The organism is Acidovorax sp. GW821-FHT10A04 (assembly GCF_059415825.1).
In genome coordinates this window covers 92,705-111,974 of record NZ_JBWKNZ010000023.1, presented here as the reverse complement: position 1 = coordinate 111,974, position 19,270 = coordinate 92,705, and the positions used below count along the sequence as shown (strand labels likewise).

Sequence of the window (19,270 nt, the reverse complement as noted above, 5' to 3'; positions counted from 1 at the left end):
CTTTTCTTGGCCTACGTTCTTTTGGCGAAGCAAAAGAAGGTAGGTGCGCCGCCGGGCGCACACCCCGGCTCCCGCCCACGGCAAAGGCGAGAAGCAACTATCGTCCTCATGCGATCAATACGCCGCATTGGCTTGAGCCGGCACGCCAGCAGCGGCACTACTACCCCCAAACTGAACCCGCAACTTGCGCGCCGCATTCACAAACACCAGCACATCCACGCCCACGGCGACAAAGGTGCACCCCAGGTCCAGATAGCGCTGCGCCAACACCGGGTCCGAGGTCAGCGTCCCCGCCGCCTTGCCACTGGCGATGATGGTCTTCATCGCCCCCTCGATGGCCGCCTGCACCTCCGGGTGGCCGGGGTTGCCGCGGTGGCCCATCGAGGCAGCCAGATCGGCCGGGCCGATGAACACGCCGTGCACACCGTCCACCGCGCAGATGGCCGCGAGGTTGCCCAGGGCGGCCACCGTCTCGGCCTGCACCAACAGGCAGACCTCGTCATCGGCCACATTCAGGTAGTCAGCGCGCGCACTCCACCCGGAGGCGCGCCCCACGGCGCTGCCCACGCCGCGGATGCCGTGCGGCGGGTACCGGGTGGCGGCCACGAGGGCGCGGGCCTGTTCGGCGGTGTCCACCATGGGCACCAGCAGTGTGCGGGCGCCGATGTCCAGCATCTGCTTGATGAGTGCCGTGCTGCCTTCCACCACGCGCACCACGGGCTGGGCGCTGTGGGCCGCCACCGACTGCAGCGCGGCCAGGGTGCTGCGCACATCGTTGGGCGCATGCTCGCCGTCGACCAGCAGCCAGTCGTAGCCACAGGTGGCGGCCGCTTCGGCCAGGTAGGGGTCGGCCATGGAAAGCCACAGGCCGATGCGGGGCTGGCGTGCGGCCAGGGCGGCCTTGAAGGGGTTGTGTGCAGGCATGGGTGTCGTTCTCCGTGGTTCGCTCAATCAATCCAGCAGGCCCTGGCAGAGGTACTTGGTGTGCAGGTAGTCGTCCAGGCCATGGGTCGAGCCCTCGCGCCCGTAGCCCGACTCCTTGACGCCGCCGAAGGGCGCCGCCTCGGCCGCGATGGCGCCTTCGTTGATGCCCACGATGCCGGTCTCCAGCGCGTCGGCCACGCGCCAGATGCGCCGCACGTCGTTGCTGTAGAAGTACGCGGCCAGGCCGAAGGGCGTGTCGTTGGCGGCGGCGAGTACCTCGGCCTCGTCGGTGAAGCGCGTGAGCGGCGCCACGGGGCCGAAGGTCTCTTCGCAGGCGCAGGCCATGGTGGCGTCGGCACCCACGAGCACGGTGGGCGCGTAGTAGGTGGGGCCCAGCTGCGGCAGGCGCGCGCCGCCCGTGAGCACGCGGGCACCGCGCGCCACGGCGTCCTGCACGTGGCGCTCGATCTTCTCCACGGCCCGGTGGTTGATCATGGGGCCGATCTGCGAGGCGGGGTCGCTGGCGGGGCCGACCTTCAGGGCCGCCACGCGGGCGGCGAGCTTGCTGGCGAAAACGTCGTGCACGGCCTCGTGCACGAACACGCGGTTCGGGCACACGCAGGTCTGGCCGCCGTTTCGGAACTTGGCGGCCATGAAGCCGTCCACCGCGGCATCCACATCGGCGTCCTCGAACACGATGAAGGGCGCGTTGCCGCCCAGCTCCAGCGAGAGCTTCTTGAGCGTGTCGGCGCTGCGCCGCGCCAGGTGCTTGCCCACGGGGGTGGATCCGGTGAAGGTGATCTTGCGCACGCGCGCATCGTCCAGCCAAACGTCCACCACCTCGGGGGTCTTCTCGCGCGAGGCGGTCACGATGTTGAGCACGCCGGCCGGCACGCCCGCCTCGTGGGCCAGCAGCACCAGGGCCAGCGAGGTCAGCGGCGTGTCCTCGGCCGGCTTGCAGACCACCGTGCAGCCGGCGGCCAGGGCCGGGGCGATCTTGCGCGCGATCATCGCCGCCGGAAAGTTCCAGGGCGTGATGGCGGCGACCACGCCCACGGGCTCCTTCAGTGCGAACATGCGCCGGCCCGGCACGGGCGCGGGGATGACTTCGCCGTTCATGCGTGTGGCCTCTTCGGCAAACCACGCGATGTAGCTGGCCGCATAGGCCACCTCGCCCTTGCCTTCGGCCAGGGGCTTGCCCTGCTCGCGCGAGATGAGCCTGCCCAGGTCGTCCTGGTGGGCCAGCACCAGGTCGTTCCAGCGCTTGATGGTGGCCGCGCGCTGCTTGGCGGGCACCTTCTTCCACGCGGGGAAGGCGGCGTGCGCGGCATCGAGCGCAGCCTGGGCTTCGGCGGCGCCGCTGTCGGGCACTTCGGTGATGGTGGCGCCGGTGGCCGGGTCGGTCACGGCCAGCAGGGCGCCGGGGCCGGGCGTCCATTGGCCGGCGATGAAGTTGGCGCTGCGCAGCAGGTCGGGGCGGGTCAGGGTCAAGGGCATGGGTGTCTGTCGATGGGGTGGTCGGTGCGGGCTCAGCTCACAATCCCGAGATGCCAGGGCACGAACTCGTGGTCGCCCAGGCCCAGGGCCTCGCTCTTGGTGGCTTTGCCGCTGGCGTGGCGCAGGATCTGCTCGAAGATGCGCTGGCCCATCTCGGGCACGGAGACGCCCTCGTCGATGACCACGCCGCAGTTGATGTCCATGTCCTCCTCGAGCCGGGTGTACATGGGCGTGTTGCTGGCCAGCTTGATGGTGGGTGCCGGCTTGCTGCCGAACATGGAGCCGCGCCCGGTGGTAAAGCAGATCAGCTGCGCGCCGCTGGCGATCTGGCCGGTGCAGGCCACGGGGTCGTAGCCGGGCGAGTCCATGAAGACGAAGCCGCTCTCGGTGATGGGCTCGGCGTATTCGTACACGGCCGTGAGCGGCGTGGTGCCGCCCTTCATGGCCGAGCCCAGCGATTTCTCGAAGATGTTGGCCAGCCCGCCGGCCTGGTTGCCGTGGCCCACCACGCCGTTGAACTGGGCGTTCTGGCCGGCGGCATAGCGCTCCCACCAGGCCAGGCGGTCCAGCAGCTTCTGGCCGACTTCGGGGCGCACGGCGCGGCGCGTGAGCATGAATTCCACGCCATGGATTTCGGGCGTCTCCGACAGGATGGCCGTGCCGCCATGGCGCACCAGGAGGTCCATGGCCGCGCCCAGCGCCGGGTTGGCGGTGATGCCCGAAAAGCCGTCCGAACCGCCGCACTCCAACCCGATCTTGAGGTGGGCGGCGCTCACCGGCTGGCGCCGCGCGGCGTTCGCCTCGGGCAGCATGGCCTCGATGGCAGCGATGCCGGCCTCGATGGTGGCGCGCGTGCCGCCCACCTCCTGCATCACCAGGGTGCGCATCAGCCGGCCGGCCTTCAGGCCCTGTGAGTCCACCAGCGCATCGACCTGGTTGCGCTCGCAGCCCAGGCCCACGATGAGCACGCCCGCCAGGTTGGGGTGGCGCGCATAGCCGGCCAGGGTGCGGCGCAGCACGTCGAAGTGCTCGCTGGGCGAAGACATGCCGCAGCCGCTGGTCTGGGCGAACGCGGCCACGCCATCCACATGCGGGAAGGCCGCCAGCCGCTCGGGCGTGAAATGCGCGGCGATGCGCCTGATGACGGTGGCCGAGCAGTTCACCGACGACAGGATGCCGATGAAGTTGCGCGTGCCCACGCTGCCGTCGGCCCGCACAAAGCCCTGGAAGCTGGCGCGCCCGGCCTCGGGCACGTAGTCCACGGGCCGCACGTCGGCGCCGAAGGCGGGGTCGCGGTAGTAGTCCACGATCTTCAGGTTGTGGCTGTGCACATAGTCGCCAGGCTCCAGGTCGCGCGTGGCCACGCCGATCACGGTGTCGTACTTGCGCACCTGCTCGCCCTCGGCGATGCGGCGCGCGGCGATCTTGTGGCCGGCAGGCACCTGGGCGCGCGTGCGCACGCCCAGTTCGGGGATGGCCTGGCCCAGGGCCAGGGCCGTCTTGGCCACCAGCACGTTGTCATGGGGGTGCAGGTGCAGCAGCGGGCTGGCCTCGCTGGCGGGCTGGGGCAGGGCAGCGGTGGCTGCGGGGGAGTTCATCGGGGGCCTTTGGTGTGGTGGGGAACGCAACTGCGTGCTCAGGAGCGCATCAGCTCGCGCAGCTTGAGCTTGTCGATCAGCACGGTCTCCTTCTGGTAGACCGCGTTCACATACTTCTCGTAGTCGGGGCCGTCCAGGTACAGCAGGGGCGCATCGAGCTTGTCGGCCACGGCCTTGAACTCGGGGCTGGCCACGGCCTGGCGGAAGGCGTCGCGCAGCCTGGCGGCCACGGCCGGCTCCAGGCCCTTGGGGGCGCCGATGCCGTTGGGTGCGTCCACCACCACGTTGTAGCCCGATTCGCGCAGGGTGGGCGTGTCCTTGAAGCGCGCGGTGCGCTGCTCGCCCCAGGTGGCCAACAGGCGCAGCTTGCCCGCCTCGACGTGCGGGGCCCAGGAGCTGGAGTCGGCCAGTGCATCCACATGGCCGCCAAGCACGCCCTGCAGCGCCTCGGCGCCGCCCTTGTAGGGCACATGGTTGAGCGCGATGCCGGCAGCGGCCGCGAACTCCTCCATGCCCACATGCGTGGCGCCGCCCACGCCGGCATGGGCGTAGGTGACCTTGCCAGGGTTGGCCTTGGCATGGTCCACGAAGTCCTTCAGGGTCTTGAAGCGCGAGTCAGCCGGCACGGCGATGCCGAAGGTCTGGCCCGAGGTGCGCGCCAGGTAGGTAAAGTCCTTGCGCGGGTCGGCCTGCAAGGTGCCCAGCTGCGCAAAGCGCGTGACCGAGATGGGGATCTGGCCGATGGTGTAGCCGTCGGCCTTGGCCGCGGCCAGGGCCTTGGAACCGATCATGCCCGAGGCACCGGCGCGGTTCTCCACGGCGATGGCCTGGCCCAGGATGCGCCCGGCCACGGTGCACAGCGTGCGCATCGACTGGTCGGCCGTGCCGCCCGCAGGCCAGGGGCAGATGAAGGTGATGGGGCGGTCGGGGTAGTTCTGGGCCAGCAGCGTGCCGGGCAGGGCGGTGAGTGCGGTGGCGCCGAGGGCGCCAAGGACCAGCTGCCGCCGGTCCTGGCGTGGGGTGTCGTGCATGGTGTCTGTCTCCGTGATTATTGGGGTCGGGAGCCGCGATTGTTCTCAAGCATTGCATAACAATCCAATGAAAATGCAGACTGGCTTCATAGCCTGCAGGCAATGAATAAGGACAAACCCCATGACCCTGATCGACCGCGTGTTGCGCTCCAACCTCAAGCTGCGCCACCTGCAGATGCTGGTGGCGCTGGACCAGTTCCGCCACCTGGGGCGCGCGGCCGAGTTCCTCTCGGTCACGCAGCCCGCCGTCTCCAAGACGCTGGCCGAGATCGAGCGCATGTTCGGCCTGCCGCTGTTCGAGCGTTCCACGCGCGGCACCGAGCCCACGGCCGCGGGCGCCAGCGTGGTGCGCTTTGCGCGCTCGGTGCTGGCCGGCTACGAGCGCACGCGCGCCGAGATCGCGGCCGAGGCCAGCGGTGCCAGCGGCCGCACCAGCGTGGGCGCCATGGTGGTGGCCACACCGGTGCTGCTGGCCCAGGCCGTGGAGCGGCTCAAGGCACGCTCCATCCACACCACGGTGCTGGTCGAGGAGGGCGACCTCACGCGGCTGCTGCCCAAGCTGCGCCTGGGCGAGCTCGACCTCTTCGTGGGCCGGCTCGAACCCGGTTATGCCTCGCCCGACCTGGAGACCGAGGCGCTCTACGCCGAGCCCATGGCGGTGGTGGTGCGGCCGGGCCACGCGCTCGCCGGCAGGCGCAAGCCCCGGTGGGCCGACCTGGCTGCGCAGCCCTGCGTGGTGCCGCCGCCCTGGGCCTCGTTGCGCGTCAAGCTCGACCAGATGTTCTTTGCCCACGACCTGCACCCGCCGGCCGATATCGTGGAGTCGGCCTCCTTCCTCACGCAGCTCTCCTTCATCCACCAGCGCGGCGCGGTGGCCTTCATGGCGCGCTCGGTGGCGCAGCACTTTGCGGCGCAGGGCCAGGTGGCGGTGCTGCCGCTGGCCGTGCCCATCGACCTGCCGCCCGTGGGCCTGATCACGCTGCGCGGCCAGCGGCCCACGCCCAGCACCGAGCAACTGATCGACTGCCTGCGCCAGGTGGCAGGCGGCATGCGCAAAAAGCCACGTTCGAAGTCCTGACGCCTCAGTTCCAGGTGCGCGCCAACGCTGCGGCCGCTGCCTGCAGGCGCGGCAGCTTGTCCAGCGCCTGCGCCAGCGACATGCGTGCTACGGGGGCCTGCAGTGCCACGGCGCAGCGGATGCTCTTGCCGTCGGCACCGCGCACCGGCACGGCCACGCAGACCAGGCCCTCGACGAACTCTTCGGCATCCACCGCATAGTCGTCCTTGCGGATGCGCCTGAACTCCGCATCGAGCGCGGCGCGCGTGGTCAGCGTGGTGGCGGTGTGGCGTGTGAGTGCCAGGCCTTCGAGCAGCCGGTTGCGCTGGCCTGCTGCCATGTGGGCGAGCAGCAGCTTGCCACTGGCAGAGCAGTGCACCGGCACGCGCGTGCCGGGCCGCAGCTGCATCTGCAGCGGAAAGGCCGACTCGATGCGGTCCAGGTACACCACCTCGACACCCGACAGGGCGGTGAAGTTGCAGCTCTCGCCCACTTCGGCCACCAGTTGGCGCAGCACGGCATGGCGCACGCCCTGTTGCGTGCTGCCGGCCAGCGTGGCCTCGGCCAGGCGCAGCAGGCGCGGTGCGGGCGCATAGCGCCGGCCGTCGGGCTCGCGCGCCAGCAGCCCGCCGGACTCCAGCTGCACCAGCAGCCGGTGCACGCTGGGCTTGGGCCAGCCGCTGGCGGCCACGGCCTCGGCCAGCGTGAGCGGGCGCGCCTCGCGCACCAGCACCTCGAGCAGGTCGAACAGGCGCAGGCCGGGCGATGTGGTGGCGGTGTTTTCTGTCATGAATCTCTGATTCCGAGACGTAATAAGAAAATATTCCGGGATTTATAAGGCCTGCCCTACAGTGGGCGCAACCCCTCTCCCGGACATACCCCCGCCCATGGCCCCATCTCCTGCACCCTTTCGCAATGCCGTCGTGACCGGTGCCTGTGGCGGCCTGGGCCAGGCCCTGGTGCGCGAGCTGTTGGCCCAGGGGGCGCAGGTGGCCTTGGTGGGTTTGCAGCGCGACGTGCTGGACGCCCTGGCCGCCACGGCGCCCGGGCGCTGTGCGGTGTACACACCCGACGTGGCCGATGCGGCCGCTATGGCGCAGGTGGCGACCGACTGGATGGCGCGCGCCGGCCTGCCCGACCTGGTGGTCGCCAACGCCGGTGTGGCCGGCGGCTTCGACACCGGCGAGGCCGGTGACCTGGCCGTGATGCGCCGCATGCTGGAGATCAACCTGCTGGGGCCCGCCACCACCTTCCAGCCCTTCGTGCAGGCGCTGCGTGAGCACGCCGTGCAGGGGCCACGCTGCGCCCTGGTGGGCGTGGCCAGCATCGCGGGCTGGCGCGGCATGCCCGGCAATGGCGCCTACTGCGCCAGCAAGGGCGGGCTGATCCGCTACCTCGAAAGCTTGCGCGCCGAGTGCCGGGGCTCGCGCCTGTCCGTGCATACCGTGAGCCCGGGCTACCTGCGCACCGCACTCACCGCCGGCAACCGCTTCGCCATGCCCGGCCTGATGGAGCCCGATGCCGCCGCGCGTGCCCTGCTGGCCGGCGTGGCGCGCGGGCGCGAGCGCATCGTGCTGCCACGGCATATCGGCTGGCTCTCGCGCCTGCTGGCCTGCCTGCCCGCCGCCACCTACGACCGCCTGCTGCGCGGCCAGCCGCGCAAGCCGCGCGTGGGCGAGGCGGGTGCCACCGCCATCCCGGGCCTGCCGGGTGCCGCCGATGGCACAGCGCCCGCCAAGCCCCGTTGAATTTCCACTTCCAGGCCCAGCCCATGCAAGACGACCTTCGCAACGCACCCGCCGACCTGCAGGCCTGCGTGGACAGCACCACGCCCACCACGCGGGGCTCCATTGCGTTGATCGGCGCCGGCCCCTCGGGCCTGGCCGGCGCGCGCAACCTGCAAAAGCTCGGCATCCCGTTCCAGGGCTTCGAGGCCTATACCGACGTGGGCGGGCTGTGGAACATCGCCAACCCGCGCTCCACGGTCTATGCGTCGGCCCACCTGATCTCGAGCAAGCGCACCACCGAGTTCAGCGAATTCCCCATGGCCGACAGCGTGGCCGACTACCCCAGCCACCGCGAGCTGTGCCGCTACTTCGCGGCCTTTGCCGACCGTTTCGACCTGCGCCGGCATTTCCGCTTCGGTGTGCGCGTGCTGAAGGTGGAACCCGTGGACGACAGCGAGGACAGCCTGTGGCGCGTGACCGTCGCCACGGCCGATGGACGTACCGAGTGCGCCGAGTACAAGGGGGTGGTGATCGCCAACGGCACCCTGGCCGAGCCCAGCATGCCGCGCTTCGAGGGCCATTTCAGCGGCGAGCTGCTGCACACCTCGGCCTACAAGCATGCCGAGCAGTTCAAGGGCAAGCGTGTGCTCATCGTCGGCGCCGGCAACTCGGGCTGCGACATTGCGGTGGACGCGGTGCACTATGCCGAGGGCGTGGACATCTCGGTGCGGCGCGGCTACTACTTCGTGCCCAAGTACGTGTTCGGCAAGCCGGCCGACACGCTGGGCGGCAAGCGCCCGCTGCCGCCCTGGCTCAAGCAGAAGGTGGACAGCACGGTGCTCAAGTGGTTCACGGGCGACCCCACGCGCTTCGGCTTTCCCAAGCCCACCTACAAGATGTACGAGTCGCACCCCATCGTGAACTCGCTGATCCTGCACCACCTGGGCCATGGCGACATCCATGTGAAACCCGACATCGCACGCTTCGACGGCGCCACCGTGCACTTCAAGGACGGCACGCAGCAGGACTACGACATGGTGCTGGCCGCCACGGGCTATACGCTGCACTACCCCTTCATCGCGCGCGGGCTGCTCAACTGGCAGGGCATGGCGCCGCGCCTGCACCTGAACATCTTTGCACCAGGGCGCCGCCGCCTGGCCGTGCTGGGCATGATCGAGGCCAGTGGCATCGGCTGGCAGGGCCGCTACGAGCAGGCCGAGCTGGTGGCGCGCTATTTCAAGGCGCTTGATGCCGGCACGCCCGCCGCCCAGGCCTTCACGGCCGCGGTACAGGGCCCGCCGCCCGACCTGTCGGGCGGCTTCAAGTACCTGCAGCTTGAACGCATGGCCTACTACGTGCACAAGGACACCTACCGCGCCGCCGTGCGCAACGCATCGGCGCAACTGGCCTGAACAGGAGACATTGACCATGCTGCCCGTCGACGAGATCCGCCTGAACTTCAACCCCGCGTCGCTGATGCTGCTCAATGCGGTGCTGGCCTTCCTGATGTTCGGCATCGCGCTCGACACGCGGGTGGACGACTTCCGCCGCGTGGCCAAGATGCCCTGGGCCATGGCCGTGGGCATTGCCGCGCAGTTCATCGTGCTGCCGGCGGTGACCTATGTGCTCACGCTGGCGCTGGGCGTGGGCCCGAGCATTGCGCTGGGCATGATCCTCGTGGCCTGCTGCCCGCCGGGCAATGTGTCCAACATCCTCACCCACCGCGCGCGCGGCAACGTGGCGCTGTCGGTGTCCATGACGGCGATCTCCAACGCCATCGCCATCGTGGCCATGCCGCTCAACTTTGCCTTCTGGGGCGGCATGCACCCCACGGCCGCGCCGCTCCTGAAGACCATTGCGCTCGACCCGCTGGAGATGGTGGGCCACATCGTCGCCATCATCGGCGTGCCCTTCGTGCTGGGCCTCGCGTGCGCGCACCAGCTGCCGCGCCTCACGCAGCGCGTGAAGAAGACCGTGCGCATCGTCAGCTTCCTGGCGCTCATCGGCTTCATCCTGGGCGCCATCGCGGGCAACTGGCGCTTCTTCCTCGACTATGTGGGCATGGTGCTGCTGGCCGTGGCGCTGCACGATGCGCTGGCCTTCGGCACGGGCTACCTGTGCGCGCGCGCCACCGGCCTGCAGGACTACGACCGGCGCGCCGTGGCCATCGAGGTCGGCATCCGCAACGCGGGCCTGGGCCTGGTGGTGATCTTCAGCTTCTTCGGCGGCCTGGGCGGCATGGCCGTGGTGGCCGGTGTCTGGGGCTTCTGGGACATCATCGCCGGCCTGGCGCTGGCCAGCTGGTGGGGCCGCAAGGACCCGGTGGGCGCGCCCGTGCTGGCGCAAGGGGAGGGCGCATGACCGCGCCGACCGCGCTGGTCCCGCGCGCCCGCAACATCCTCGTCACCGGGGCCGACGGTTTCCTGGGCCGGGGCGTGGTGGCGGCGCTGGCGCGGCGCCCGGATACCGGCAGCGTGGTCGCGCTCGATGTGCGCGAGGTGCCACCCGAGCGCCGCCAGCCGGGCGTCACCTACGAGGCCCAGGACGTGCGCGACAAGGCCCTGGCCGCCACGCTGCAGCGCCATGCCATCGACACCGTGGTGCACCTGGCCTCCATCGTCACGCCGGGTCGGGACTCGAACCGGGCCTTCGAGTACGACGTGGACGTGAACGGCACGCGCAACGTGCTCGAAGCCTGCGCGGCCCAGGGCGTGCGGCACCTGGTGGTGTCCTCCAGCGGCGCGGCCTATGGCTACCATGCCGACAACGCGCCCTGGCTCACCGAATCGCACCCGCTGCGCGGCAACGAAAGCTTTGCCTACGCGCACCACAAGCGCCTGGTCGAGGAGATGCTGGGGCAGTGGCGCCAGAGCCACCCAGGGCTGGCGCAGACCATCTTGCGCATCGGCACCATCCTGGGTGAGCGGGTCGACAACCAGATCACCGCGCTGTTCGAAAAGCCGCGCCTTCTGGCCATCCGCGGCAGCGACAGCCCCTTCGTCTTCATCTGGGACGAGGACGTGACCGGCGCCCTGCTGCATGCCCTCGATGGCGCGGCCCCGGGCTGCTACAACCTGGCGGGCGACGGCGCGCTGACCATCCACCAGATCGCTGCACGCCTGGGCAAGACCACGCTCGACCTGCCGGCCTGGCTGCTGCAGTCGGCGCTGTTCGTGGGTTCGCGCCTGGGCATCAGCCGCTATGGGCCCGAGCAGCTCGACTTCCTGCGCTACCGGCCGGTGCTGCTCAATACCGCGCTCAAGGAGCAACTCGGTTACCTGCCGCGCAAGACCAGCGCCCAGGCCTTCGATGCCTTCGTGGCGGCGCGCCAGCAGCAGGGGCGGCCCGTGGCCGTGGCCGGCGCGCTGGCAGGCAGCCGCGCATGAGCAGCACGGCATTGGGCGCAGCGCCGGCCCGTGCGCTGTCGCAGGGCGACCTGGCCTGCGCGCTGGCGGTCATCGTCATCTGGGGTTCGAACTTCGTGGTCATGAAGATGGGCCTGCAGGCGCTCAGCCCCATGCTGCTGGGCGCCCTGCGCTTCATGGCGGCCTCGCTGCCCTTCCTGCTCTTCGTGCGCCGCCCGGCGCTGCCCTGGCGCTTCATCGTGGCCTATGGCCTGGCGCAGGGCCTGGGGCAGTTCGGCCTGCTGTTCCTGGGCCTGCGCCTGGGCATGACGGCGGGCATGGCCTCGGTGGTCATGCAGACCCAGGCCTTCTTCACGCTGATCCTCGCGGTCACGCTGCTGCACGAGCGCGCGCGCCCGGCGCAGTGGCTGGGCCTGGCGGTGGCCTTCGCGGGCCTGCTGGTAATCGCCAGCGCCCATGGCGAGGGCGCGCTGCAGATGAGCCTGGCGGGCTTCGTGCTCACGCTGGGCGCGGCCTTCATGTGGGCCCTATCCAACCTGGTGGTGCGCCTTGCGGCGCGCGTGGGGGGCGATTACGCGCCGTTCCCTTTTGTCGTGTGGAGCAGCACGGTGCCCATCGTGCCCTTCTTCGCGCTGGCGCTGTGGCTCGATGGCCCCGCCGCGGTGGCCGCGCAGCTCGCAGCGTTCAATGGCCAGGCACTGTTCGCCGTGCTCTACCTGGCCCTGCTGGCGACCTTGCTGGCCTACAGCCTGTGGACGCGGCTGCTGCAGCGCCACCCGGCCGGGCGCGTGTCACCGTTCTCGCTGCTGATCCCGGTGGTCGGCCTGTTGGCGGCCATGCTGGTGCTGGGTGAGCAGCCCAGCACAGCGCAGTGGGGCGGCACGGCCATCGTGCTCTGCGGCATGCTCATCAACCAGTTTGGACCCCGGTGGGGTCGCGGCTGAGGCACTTCGCGCCCGAGAGCGAGCCCTTATTGCGGCTTTCGGCTGAACCAGAAGCCCGCAATTCCCAGGACCATTGCAATCCAGCCAGCCACGTAGCCGCCGCTGTTCGACTCCACGAGTTTGTGTTTGTAGGCAGCCGTGTCACGGTAGGCAACCACCTGGCGGCTTGGCGTGCTGAGGCTGAATATCGTCTTTTCGTCCTTGGGGTCGAATTTCGCAGTGACGGTTTCCCCGCTCAGCCCATTGAGCACGCGCTCGGAGTGCGGGTCTCCCAGGCGCAGGGTGACGACGCCGTCGGAGCCCTTGACGTCGAGTTCGGTGTAGCGGCTGGCCAGCACATTCTTCTTGGACTTGTGTTCCACCACGCGGGCACCGATGGCCTTGCCCGAGACCGTGCTCAGCTCTGCTTCGGTGGGGACCTTCAGCCGCGAAGGCCGTTTGCGGTTCTCTGCATACTCGGCTCCCAGCCATGCGAGGCCACCGATGATCAGTACAAGCGAGACAGTTCTGACACCCAAGGCAACTCTCCTGGCAAAGAAGTGGAAATGGAGGTCGATAGTCTGCCATCACATCGGCGGCGCGCGGTTTTTTGCGCCGGATTTGCAGGAGCCGAGGGCGCTCAGTGGCTTGCAACCAACGCTGCAATCGCTTGTCCCACGTCCACCGTACTCGCTGTGCCCCCCAGATCCGGCGTGCGGGGGCCGTCCTTGAGCACCTTTTCGATCGCCTCCACGATGGCATCGTGCGCGGCGCGGCCGGCCCCCTGGCCCTGGGTCAAAAAGTCCAGCATCAGCGCGCCCGACCAGATCATGGCGATGGGGTTGGCGATGTTCTTGCCGTAGATGTCGGGCGCCGAGCCGTGCACGGGCTCGAACAGCGAGGGGAAGCTGCGCTCGGGGTTCAGGTTGGCCGAGGGCGCCAGGCCGATGGTGCCGGTGGTCGCGGGGCCCAGGTCCGAGAGAATGTCGCCGAACAGGTTGGTCGCGGCCACCACGTCGAAGCGCCCGGGCTGCAGCACGAAGCGCGCGGTCAGGATGTCGATGTGCTGCTTGTCCAGTGTGATCTCCGGGTAGTCCTTGGCCACCTCGTCGGCGCGCTTGTCCCACCAGGGCATGCTGATGGCGATGCCGTTGCTCTTGGTGGCCAAGGTCACGTGCTTGCGCGGGCGGCTCTGGGCCAGGTCGAAGGCGAAGCGCAGCAGGCGGTCCGTGCCCTTGCGCGAGTAGACCGATTCCTGGATCACGATCTCGCGGTCCGTGCCCTCGTACATGATGCCGCCCAGCGAGGTGTATTCACCCTCGGTGTTCTCGCGCACCACGAAGTAGTCGATGTCGCCGGGCTTGCGGCCGGCCAGCGGGCAGGGCACGCCCTCGAACAGGCGCACGGGGCGCAGATTGATGTACTGGTCGAACTCGCGGCGGAACTTGAGCAGCGAACCCCACAGCGAGACATGGTCGGGCACGGTGGCCGGCCAGCCCACGGCGCCGAAGAAGATCGCGTCCACGTCCGAGAGCTGCGCCTTCCAGTCGTCGGGCATCATCTGGCCGTGCTCGGCGTAGTAGTCGCAGCTGGCCCAATCGATGGTGCGGTAGGTCAGTGCAATGCCGAAGCGCTCGGCCGCGGCCTTCACGGCGCGCAGGCCTTCGGGCATGACTTCCTTGCCGATGCCGTCGCCGGGGATCACGGCGATCGTGTACTGGGTGGTGCTGCTCATCAGATGTCTTCCTTGGATGGTTGGCTAAGCCCGTGCAAACAGGGCATGGCGTGCATTGTTGGACAGCCCTCACCAAAATACAATCTGCCGCCTGTGCATCCATTGTTCACACTTCGTGCATAAAACACCCTCCAACGACGACCTGCGCGTGTTCACCGTGGTCGTGCGCAAATCGAGCTTTGCCGACGCCGCCACCGAGCTGGGCACCTCGCCCGCCTACGTGAGCAAGCGCATCCGCCTGCTCGAGGAAGACCTGGCCGTGAAGCTGCTGCACCGCACCACGCGGCGCGTGGCGGTGACGGAGGAGGGCGAGCGCGTCTTCCACTGGGCCCAGCGCATCCTGGACGACGTGGACCAGCTGCTGCAGGAGGTGGCGGTCACGCGCCGCGAGCCGCGCGGCCTGCTGCGCGTGAGCAGCAGCTTCGGCTTTGGCCGGCGCGTCGTGGCGCCCGCGCTGTCGCGCCTGGTGGAGCGGCACCCGGGCCTGCAGGTGCGGCTGGAGGTGTTCGACCGGCTGGTGGACGTGGCCGGCGAGGGCTTCGACCTCGATGTGCGCGTGGGTGACGAGATCGCCCCGCACCTGATCGCGCGGCGCCTGGCGGACAACCACCGCGTGCTGTGCGCCGCGCCGGCCTACCTGGCGCGCCACGGCACGCCGCGCGCGCTGGCCGAGCTGTCGAGCCACGACTGCCTGGTGATCAAGGAGCGCGACCACCCCATCGGCGTGTGGCGCCTGCGTGCCGGCGCCGTGGAGGAGATGGTCAAGGTGCGCGGGCCGCTGTCGGCCAACAACGGCGAGATGGTGGTGCAGTGGGCCGTGGACGGGCGCGGCATTGCGCTGCGCTCGCTGTGGGACGTGCAGCCCCATCTGCAGGCCGGGCAGCTGGTGCAGGTGCTGCCCGAATGGCGCCAGGACGCCAACGTCTGGGCCGTCTACCCCACGCGGCTGCACCTGTCGGCCAAGGTGCGCGTGTGCGTGGAGTTCTTGCAGGACCACTTCCAGAAGGAGTGGTCCGCGATCGGCTGAAGGCCGATCAGCCGCCGGAAAGCGCGGTTTTCACCGCCGCGGAGACCTGGCCCATGTCGGCCTTGCCGGCCAGGCGCGTCTTGACCACGCCCATCACCTTGCCCATTTCCCCAGGGCCCGAGGCACCGAGTTCGGCAACGATGGCCTTGACGGCGGCCAGGGTTTCCTCGGCCGACATGCGCTCGGGCAGGTAGGCCTGCAGCACCACCAGCTCGGATTTCTCCTTGTCGGCCAGGTCCTGGCGCGCAGCCTGCTCGAAGGCGGCGATGGAGTCCTTGCGCTGCTTGATCAGCTTGTCCACGATGGCGACAACGGCCGCGTCGTCGAGCTCGATGCGCTCATCGACTTCCTTTTGCTTCATGGCCGCCAGCAGCAGGCGGATGGTGCCCAGGCGCTCGCTGTCCTTGGCGCGCATGGCGGTCTTCATGTCTTCGGTGATCTGGTCCTTGAGGGACATGGCATTTCTCCTGAGGGTCTTGTCGTTGAATCTGCAAAAAGAGAGCGCAAAAAGCAAAAAACCCGCGCCTGGCGTCCCGAGCGCGGGTTGATGCGGCCTGTGAAGGCCAGCGATCAGTACAGCTTCTTGGGCAGCTGCATGCTGCGCACGCGCTTGTAGTGGCGCTTGACGGCGGCAGCCTTCTTGCGCTTGCGCTCGGCCGTTGGCTTTTCGTAGAACTCGCGGGCGCGCAGGTCGGTCAGCAAGCCGAGCTTTTCAATGGTGCGCTTGAAGCGGCGCAGTGCAACGTCAAAGGGTTCGTTTTCTTTTACGCGGATCGTAGTCATTAGCTAATGGTTTCCAAATTTTTTTGCCCGCAGAGGGTCTTGGGGAGATCGGGCCTCAAGACCGTGCGTGGCGGTTGTCCCCGTCTGTAACTAGTATTGGCCGACGGGGCATGCCAGCGAAGCCGAGCATTATAGCAGTTGGATGCGGGAATTGTGCAAGTGCGTTCTGGTTGCCCCAAGGTGGTGCGTGTGGCGCGGAAATTGCATGTGTACTTACAGAGTGTTTCCATTGCGTCCGACCCGGGCGCAACGGCGCACGACCTCACTGCCCGGCGCCGAACCGCCGGGCGCATCTTGCAGGAACGGGAAACTGGGCACCCATGGCAATCATGCATCGCGTATCGGGTTGGCTTGGCCGGCTCAGTGTGGGCCGCAAGCTCATGCTCATCTATCTGCTGGACCTCACGGCGGTCATCTACGTCTCCAGCATCCTGATCCACGAGAAGAACCAGGCCATCGACTTCACGCGCAAGGAGATCGTGGGCACGAGCTACGCCACCGTGGTGCGCGACGGCCTGCTCGGCCGCTTCCTGCAGCCGGGCGAGCCGTCCCTCTCGGTGGCCCAGACACTGGAGCGCCTGGGCACCGTGCGTGCCGCGCACGACGAGGCCCTGCACACGCAGGAGGCCGGCCAGCGCTTCCAGGATGCGCTGGAGCGCCTGGGCACCGATGCCGCCGCCACAGCCGATCCGCAGGCCCTCACGCGCCTGCGCAGCCAGCTGCTGCGCGATGGGCGCGAGCTGCTCACCACCGTGGGCAACCAGTCCAACCTGATCCTCGATCCCGATCTCGACAGCTATTACGAGATGTCGCTGTCGGTGCTGCGTTTCCCTGAGCTGCTGCAGGCCGTGCACGACACCGTGAGCTTCCTGAACTCGCCGCGCACCGCGCGCGGGCCGCAGTGGTCGTCGGAGCTGCTCACGCTGGTGGGGCGGCTGGAGGCCGTCACGCTGGGGATCGAGTCGGACTACAACCAGGCCTTCATCGCCGGCTCGCCCGAGCTGCGTACGGCGCTGGTGCACGACCGCGAGGCGCTCAACGCCACGCTGCTCGAATTCCAGTCGCACCTGCAGGCCATCGCCAGCGGGGAGTCGCGCCTGACCATGGCGCAACTGGCCGAGCAGGAGGCCAGGGTGCTCGGCGCCCTGCAGGCCGCCTGGGGCTCGGGCATCAACGACCTCGATCGCCTGCTGCACCAGCGCGTGGGCAGCCTGTACTCGCGCATGTGGCTGCACCTGGGCACGGCGCTGGTGCTGCTGGGTTGCATCCTGTCGCTGGTGACGCTGGTGGCGCGCCAGATCGCCAAGCCCCTGCAGCAACTGGCCCGCGTGGCCGACGAGGTGAGAAAGAGCGGCGACCACACGCTGCGCGCCCACTGGAACAGCAGCGACGAGATCGGCCGCCTGGTCACGGCCTTCAACGGCATGCTGGCCCAGCTCGACCACGAGCGCCTGCTGCAGCAGGAGCTGGCCGCCAGCGCGCGCGCCGCCGAGGCGCAGCGCGAACTGGTGGAGGCCTTCCCCATTCCCATCATGGTCACCTCGATCCCCGAGCACGAGGTGCTGCACTCGAACACGCCTGCGGGCCAGTGGCTCAACGGCCGCACCATCGATCCCTGGGTGGCGGGGCTGGAGCCGGGCGTGCGCGGGCGCTTCTTCCAGCGCCTGGCGGACCAGGGCTCGGTCGACGAGTTCGAGGTGCGCTGGAAGGGCGGGCCCGAGCCCTCCTGGGCCGTGCTGTCGGCGCGGCGCCTGGTGTTCCAGGGGCGCGACGCGGTGCTCACGGCCTTCACACCGATCAACGTGCTCAAGGTCATGGAGCAGCGCCTGGAGCTGTGGGCCAAGGTGTTCGAGGCCTCGTCCGAGGGCATCATCATCATGAATGCCGACCAGCAGATCATCAGCGTGAACAAGGCCTTCTGCCGCAGCACGCACTACGACTTCTACGAGGTGATCGGCGAGGGCCTGGGCTTTCTGCAGGAAGACAGTGAAGGGCAGGAGCCGCTGTCGGCGCAGATCGCGCGCGCCATGCAGGACAAGGAGTCCTGGCAGGGCGAGGTGCGCTTTCGCCGCCGCTCGGGCGAGACCTACCCGGCCTGGCTCATGGTCTCGGCCGTGCGCGAGGGCAAGGCCGGGGCCGTGGTCAACCACATCGGCATCGCCATCGACATCACCGACCGCAAGCAGAACGAGGAGCGCATCCAGTTCCTGGCGCACCACGACGTGCTCACCGAGCTGCCCAACCGCTCGCTGTGCGTGCAGCGCCTGCAGCTGGCGCTGGCCCACGCGAATGCCTTCGGCGAGCGCGTCGCGGTGCTGTTCATCGACCTGGACCGCTTCAAGGCCATCAACGACACGCTGGGCCACCACATCGGCGATGGCCTGCTGCGCTCGGTGGCGCAGCGCCTCACGCAGGCCGTGCGCAGCCGCGACACCGTGAGCCGCCTGGGCGGCGACGAGTTCGTGGTCATCATGCGCGACGTGGCCGGGCCCGAGGATGTGCAGCAACTGGTCGAAAACCGCCTGATCCCGCTGATCCGCCAGCCGCATCCGGTGGAGGGCCATGAGCTCAACGTGAGCTGCAGCGTGGGCATCGCGGTCTATCCCGAGGATGGCGGCGACATCGACGAGCTCATGCGCCGTGCCGATGCCGCCATGTACGAGGCCAAGACCACCGGCCGCGACATGGCCCTGTTCTATTCGGCCGAGACCGACCAGCGCGCGCTGGCCCGCCAGTCCATGGAGCAGCACCTGCGCCGGGCCCTGGGGCGTGCGGAACTGAGCCTGCACTACCAGCCGCGCCTGAGCGCCCGGGGCTCGCGTGTGCTGGGCGTGGAGGCGCTGCTGCGCTGGAACAACCCGGTGCTGGGCATGGTGCCGCCCAGCGAGTTCATCCCCATTGCCGAAGAGACCGGCATGATCCGCGCCATCGGCGCCTGGGTGCTGCAGCAGGCCTGCTCGCAGTGGCTGGCCTGGCAGTCGCTGGAGCACGAAGGGCCGCAGGGCTCTGTGCCGCACCCGCTGGCACAGGTCTCGGTGTCGGTGAACCTTTCGGCGGCGCAGCTGGCCGACCCCCAGCTCGTGCCCGACATCGAGGCGCTGCTCACGCGCTGCGGCATGCCGGCGCACCGGCTGGAGCTGGAGATCACCGAGTCGCAGCTCATGGACCATGCCAACTCGGCCGAGCGCCAGCTGGCAGCGCTCAAGGCCCTGGGCGTGCAGCTGTCCATCGACGACTTCGGCACGGGCTACTCGAGCCTGGCCTACCTGAAGCGCTTCGACATCGACCGGCTCAAGGTCGACAAGTCCTTCATCCACGACATGCTCACCAACCCGGCCGACATGGCCATCACGCGCGCCATCATCGCGCTGGGCCACACGCTGGGCCTGAAGATCGTGGCCGAAGGCGTGGAGGACCTGGCCACCGTGCAGGTGCTCGATGCGCTCGACTGCGAGGAGCTGCAGGGCTTTCACTTCACCCGGCCGCTGCCGGTGGCGCAGCTGCAGGAATGGGTGCTGCTGCATGCCCAGCGCCCGGCGCTCGGGGATTCGCGTTTCGGGGAACTGGTGAGCGTTCCCTGAAAGGCGCCTGGGCCGCCCGCTT

17 protein-coding genes are annotated in these 19,270 nt (G+C 69.1%); 8 read left to right on the top strand and 9 right to left on the bottom strand.

Annotated elements, in window-relative coordinates:
* Positions 1-114: 114 nt before the first annotated feature.
* Genes AC07PF_RS31900 through AC07PF_RS31885 form a run of 4 tightly spaced genes read right to left on the bottom strand, consistent with a single transcriptional unit; the run spans position 115 to position 5,050 of the window.
* A complete protein-coding gene (locus AC07PF_RS31900; RefSeq protein ID WP_494614605.1) occupies positions 115-924 on the bottom strand; it encodes an aldolase/citrate lyase family protein in 810 nt (269 codons plus the stop codon).
* A 27-nt stretch (positions 925-951) separates the two neighbouring features.
* Positions 952-2,421 carry an NAD-dependent succinate-semialdehyde dehydrogenase gene (locus tag AC07PF_RS31895; RefSeq protein WP_494614604.1) on the bottom strand — a complete coding sequence of 490 codons (1,470 nt, stop codon included), beginning with the start codon at positions 2,419-2,421 and terminating at the stop codon, positions 952-954.
* Between the two features lie 32 nt (positions 2,422-2,453).
* Positions 2,454-4,019: a UxaA family hydrolase gene (locus AC07PF_RS31890; protein WP_494614603.1), complete on the bottom strand. Its 1,566-nt coding sequence runs from the start codon at positions 4,017-4,019 to the stop codon at positions 2,454-2,456.
* Between the two features lie 38 nt (positions 4,020-4,057).
* Positions 4,058-5,050: a Bug family tripartite tricarboxylate transporter substrate binding protein gene (locus tag AC07PF_RS31885; RefSeq protein WP_494614602.1), complete on the bottom strand. Its 993-nt coding sequence runs from the start codon at positions 5,048-5,050 to the stop codon at positions 4,058-4,060.
* Positions 5,051-5,171: 121 nt separating this feature from the next.
* Between AC07PF_RS31885 and AC07PF_RS31880 the strand changes: the two genes are divergently transcribed.
* A complete protein-coding gene (locus AC07PF_RS31880) occupies positions 5,172-6,128 on the top strand; it encodes a LysR substrate-binding domain-containing protein (protein ID WP_494614601.1) in 957 nt (318 codons plus the stop codon).
* A 4-nt stretch (positions 6,129-6,132) separates the two neighbouring features.
* Here AC07PF_RS31880 and AC07PF_RS31875 read toward each other — a convergent pair whose 3' ends face one another.
* A complete protein-coding gene (locus tag AC07PF_RS31875; RefSeq protein ID WP_007858034.1) occupies positions 6,133-6,897 on the bottom strand; it encodes an IclR family transcriptional regulator in 765 nt (254 codons plus the stop codon).
* Between the two features lie 97 nt (positions 6,898-6,994).
* Here AC07PF_RS31875 and AC07PF_RS31870 point away from each other — a divergent pair, with 97 nt between their 5' ends.
* The 5 genes from AC07PF_RS31870 to AC07PF_RS31850 are packed head-to-tail and all read left to right on the top strand — an operon-like array spanning position 6,995 to position 12,143.
* Complete coding sequence (locus tag AC07PF_RS31870; RefSeq protein WP_494614600.1) at positions 6,995-7,855, top strand: SDR family oxidoreductase; 861 nt, start codon at positions 6,995-6,997, stop codon at positions 7,853-7,855.
* Between the two features lie 23 nt (positions 7,856-7,878).
* Entirely contained in the window at positions 7,879-9,246 is a 1,368-nt protein-coding gene (locus AC07PF_RS31865) for a flavin-containing monooxygenase (RefSeq protein WP_494614599.1), read from the top strand.
* Between the two features lie 16 nt (positions 9,247-9,262).
* Positions 9,263-10,195 (top strand): bile acid:sodium symporter family protein, encoded by a 933-nt coding sequence (locus AC07PF_RS31860; RefSeq protein WP_494614598.1) that lies wholly within the window; start codon positions 9,263-9,265, stop codon positions 10,193-10,195.
* Positions 10,192-11,220: an SDR family oxidoreductase gene (locus AC07PF_RS31855; protein WP_494614597.1), complete on the top strand. Its 1,029-nt coding sequence runs from the start codon at positions 10,192-10,194 to the stop codon at positions 11,218-11,220. Before AC07PF_RS31860 ends, AC07PF_RS31855 begins: the two co-directional genes overlap by 4 nt.
* The gene (locus tag AC07PF_RS31850; RefSeq protein WP_494614596.1) at positions 11,217-12,143 is read left to right on the top strand and encodes an EamA family transporter; all 927 of its coding nucleotides are present in this window, start codon (positions 11,217-11,219) and stop codon (positions 12,141-12,143) included. Before AC07PF_RS31855 ends, AC07PF_RS31850 begins: the two co-directional genes overlap by 4 nt.
* Before the next feature lie 26 nt (positions 12,144-12,169).
* Here AC07PF_RS31850 and AC07PF_RS31845 read toward each other — a convergent pair whose 3' ends face one another.
* Both AC07PF_RS31845 and AC07PF_RS31840 read right to left on the bottom strand, forming a co-directional pair.
* Positions 12,170-12,661 carry a hypothetical protein gene (locus AC07PF_RS31845; protein WP_494614595.1) on the bottom strand — a complete coding sequence of 164 codons (492 nt, stop codon included), beginning with the start codon at positions 12,659-12,661 and terminating at the stop codon, positions 12,170-12,172.
* A 101-nt stretch (positions 12,662-12,762) separates the two neighbouring features.
* Entirely contained in the window at positions 12,763-13,857 is a 1,095-nt protein-coding gene (locus AC07PF_RS31840) for a tartrate dehydrogenase (protein WP_007858041.1), read from the bottom strand.
* 115 nt (positions 13,858-13,972) lie between these two features.
* Here AC07PF_RS31840 and AC07PF_RS31835 point away from each other — a divergent pair, with 115 nt between their 5' ends.
* The gene (locus AC07PF_RS31835) at positions 13,973-14,884 is read left to right on the top strand and encodes a LysR substrate-binding domain-containing protein (protein WP_494614594.1); all 912 of its coding nucleotides are present in this window, start codon (positions 13,973-13,975) and stop codon (positions 14,882-14,884) included.
* A 7-nt stretch (positions 14,885-14,891) separates the two neighbouring features.
* Here AC07PF_RS31835 and AC07PF_RS31830 read toward each other — a convergent pair whose 3' ends face one another.
* Both AC07PF_RS31830 and rpsU read right to left on the bottom strand, forming a co-directional pair.
* On the bottom strand, positions 14,892-15,341 hold the full coding sequence (locus AC07PF_RS31830) for a GatB/YqeY domain-containing protein (RefSeq protein WP_494614593.1): 450 nt from the start codon (positions 15,339-15,341) through the stop codon (positions 14,892-14,894).
* 113 nt (positions 15,342-15,454) lie between these two features.
* Positions 15,455-15,667 carry a 30S ribosomal protein S21 gene (gene rpsU, locus AC07PF_RS31825; protein WP_007833691.1) on the bottom strand — a complete coding sequence of 71 codons (213 nt, stop codon included), beginning with the start codon at positions 15,665-15,667 and terminating at the stop codon, positions 15,455-15,457.
* Between the two features lie 320 nt (positions 15,668-15,987).
* Between rpsU and AC07PF_RS31820 the strand changes: the two genes are divergently transcribed.
* A complete protein-coding gene (locus tag AC07PF_RS31820) occupies positions 15,988-19,248 on the top strand; it encodes an EAL domain-containing protein (RefSeq protein WP_494614592.1) in 3,261 nt (1,086 codons plus the stop codon).
* Positions 19,249-19,270: the final 22 nt, after the last annotated feature.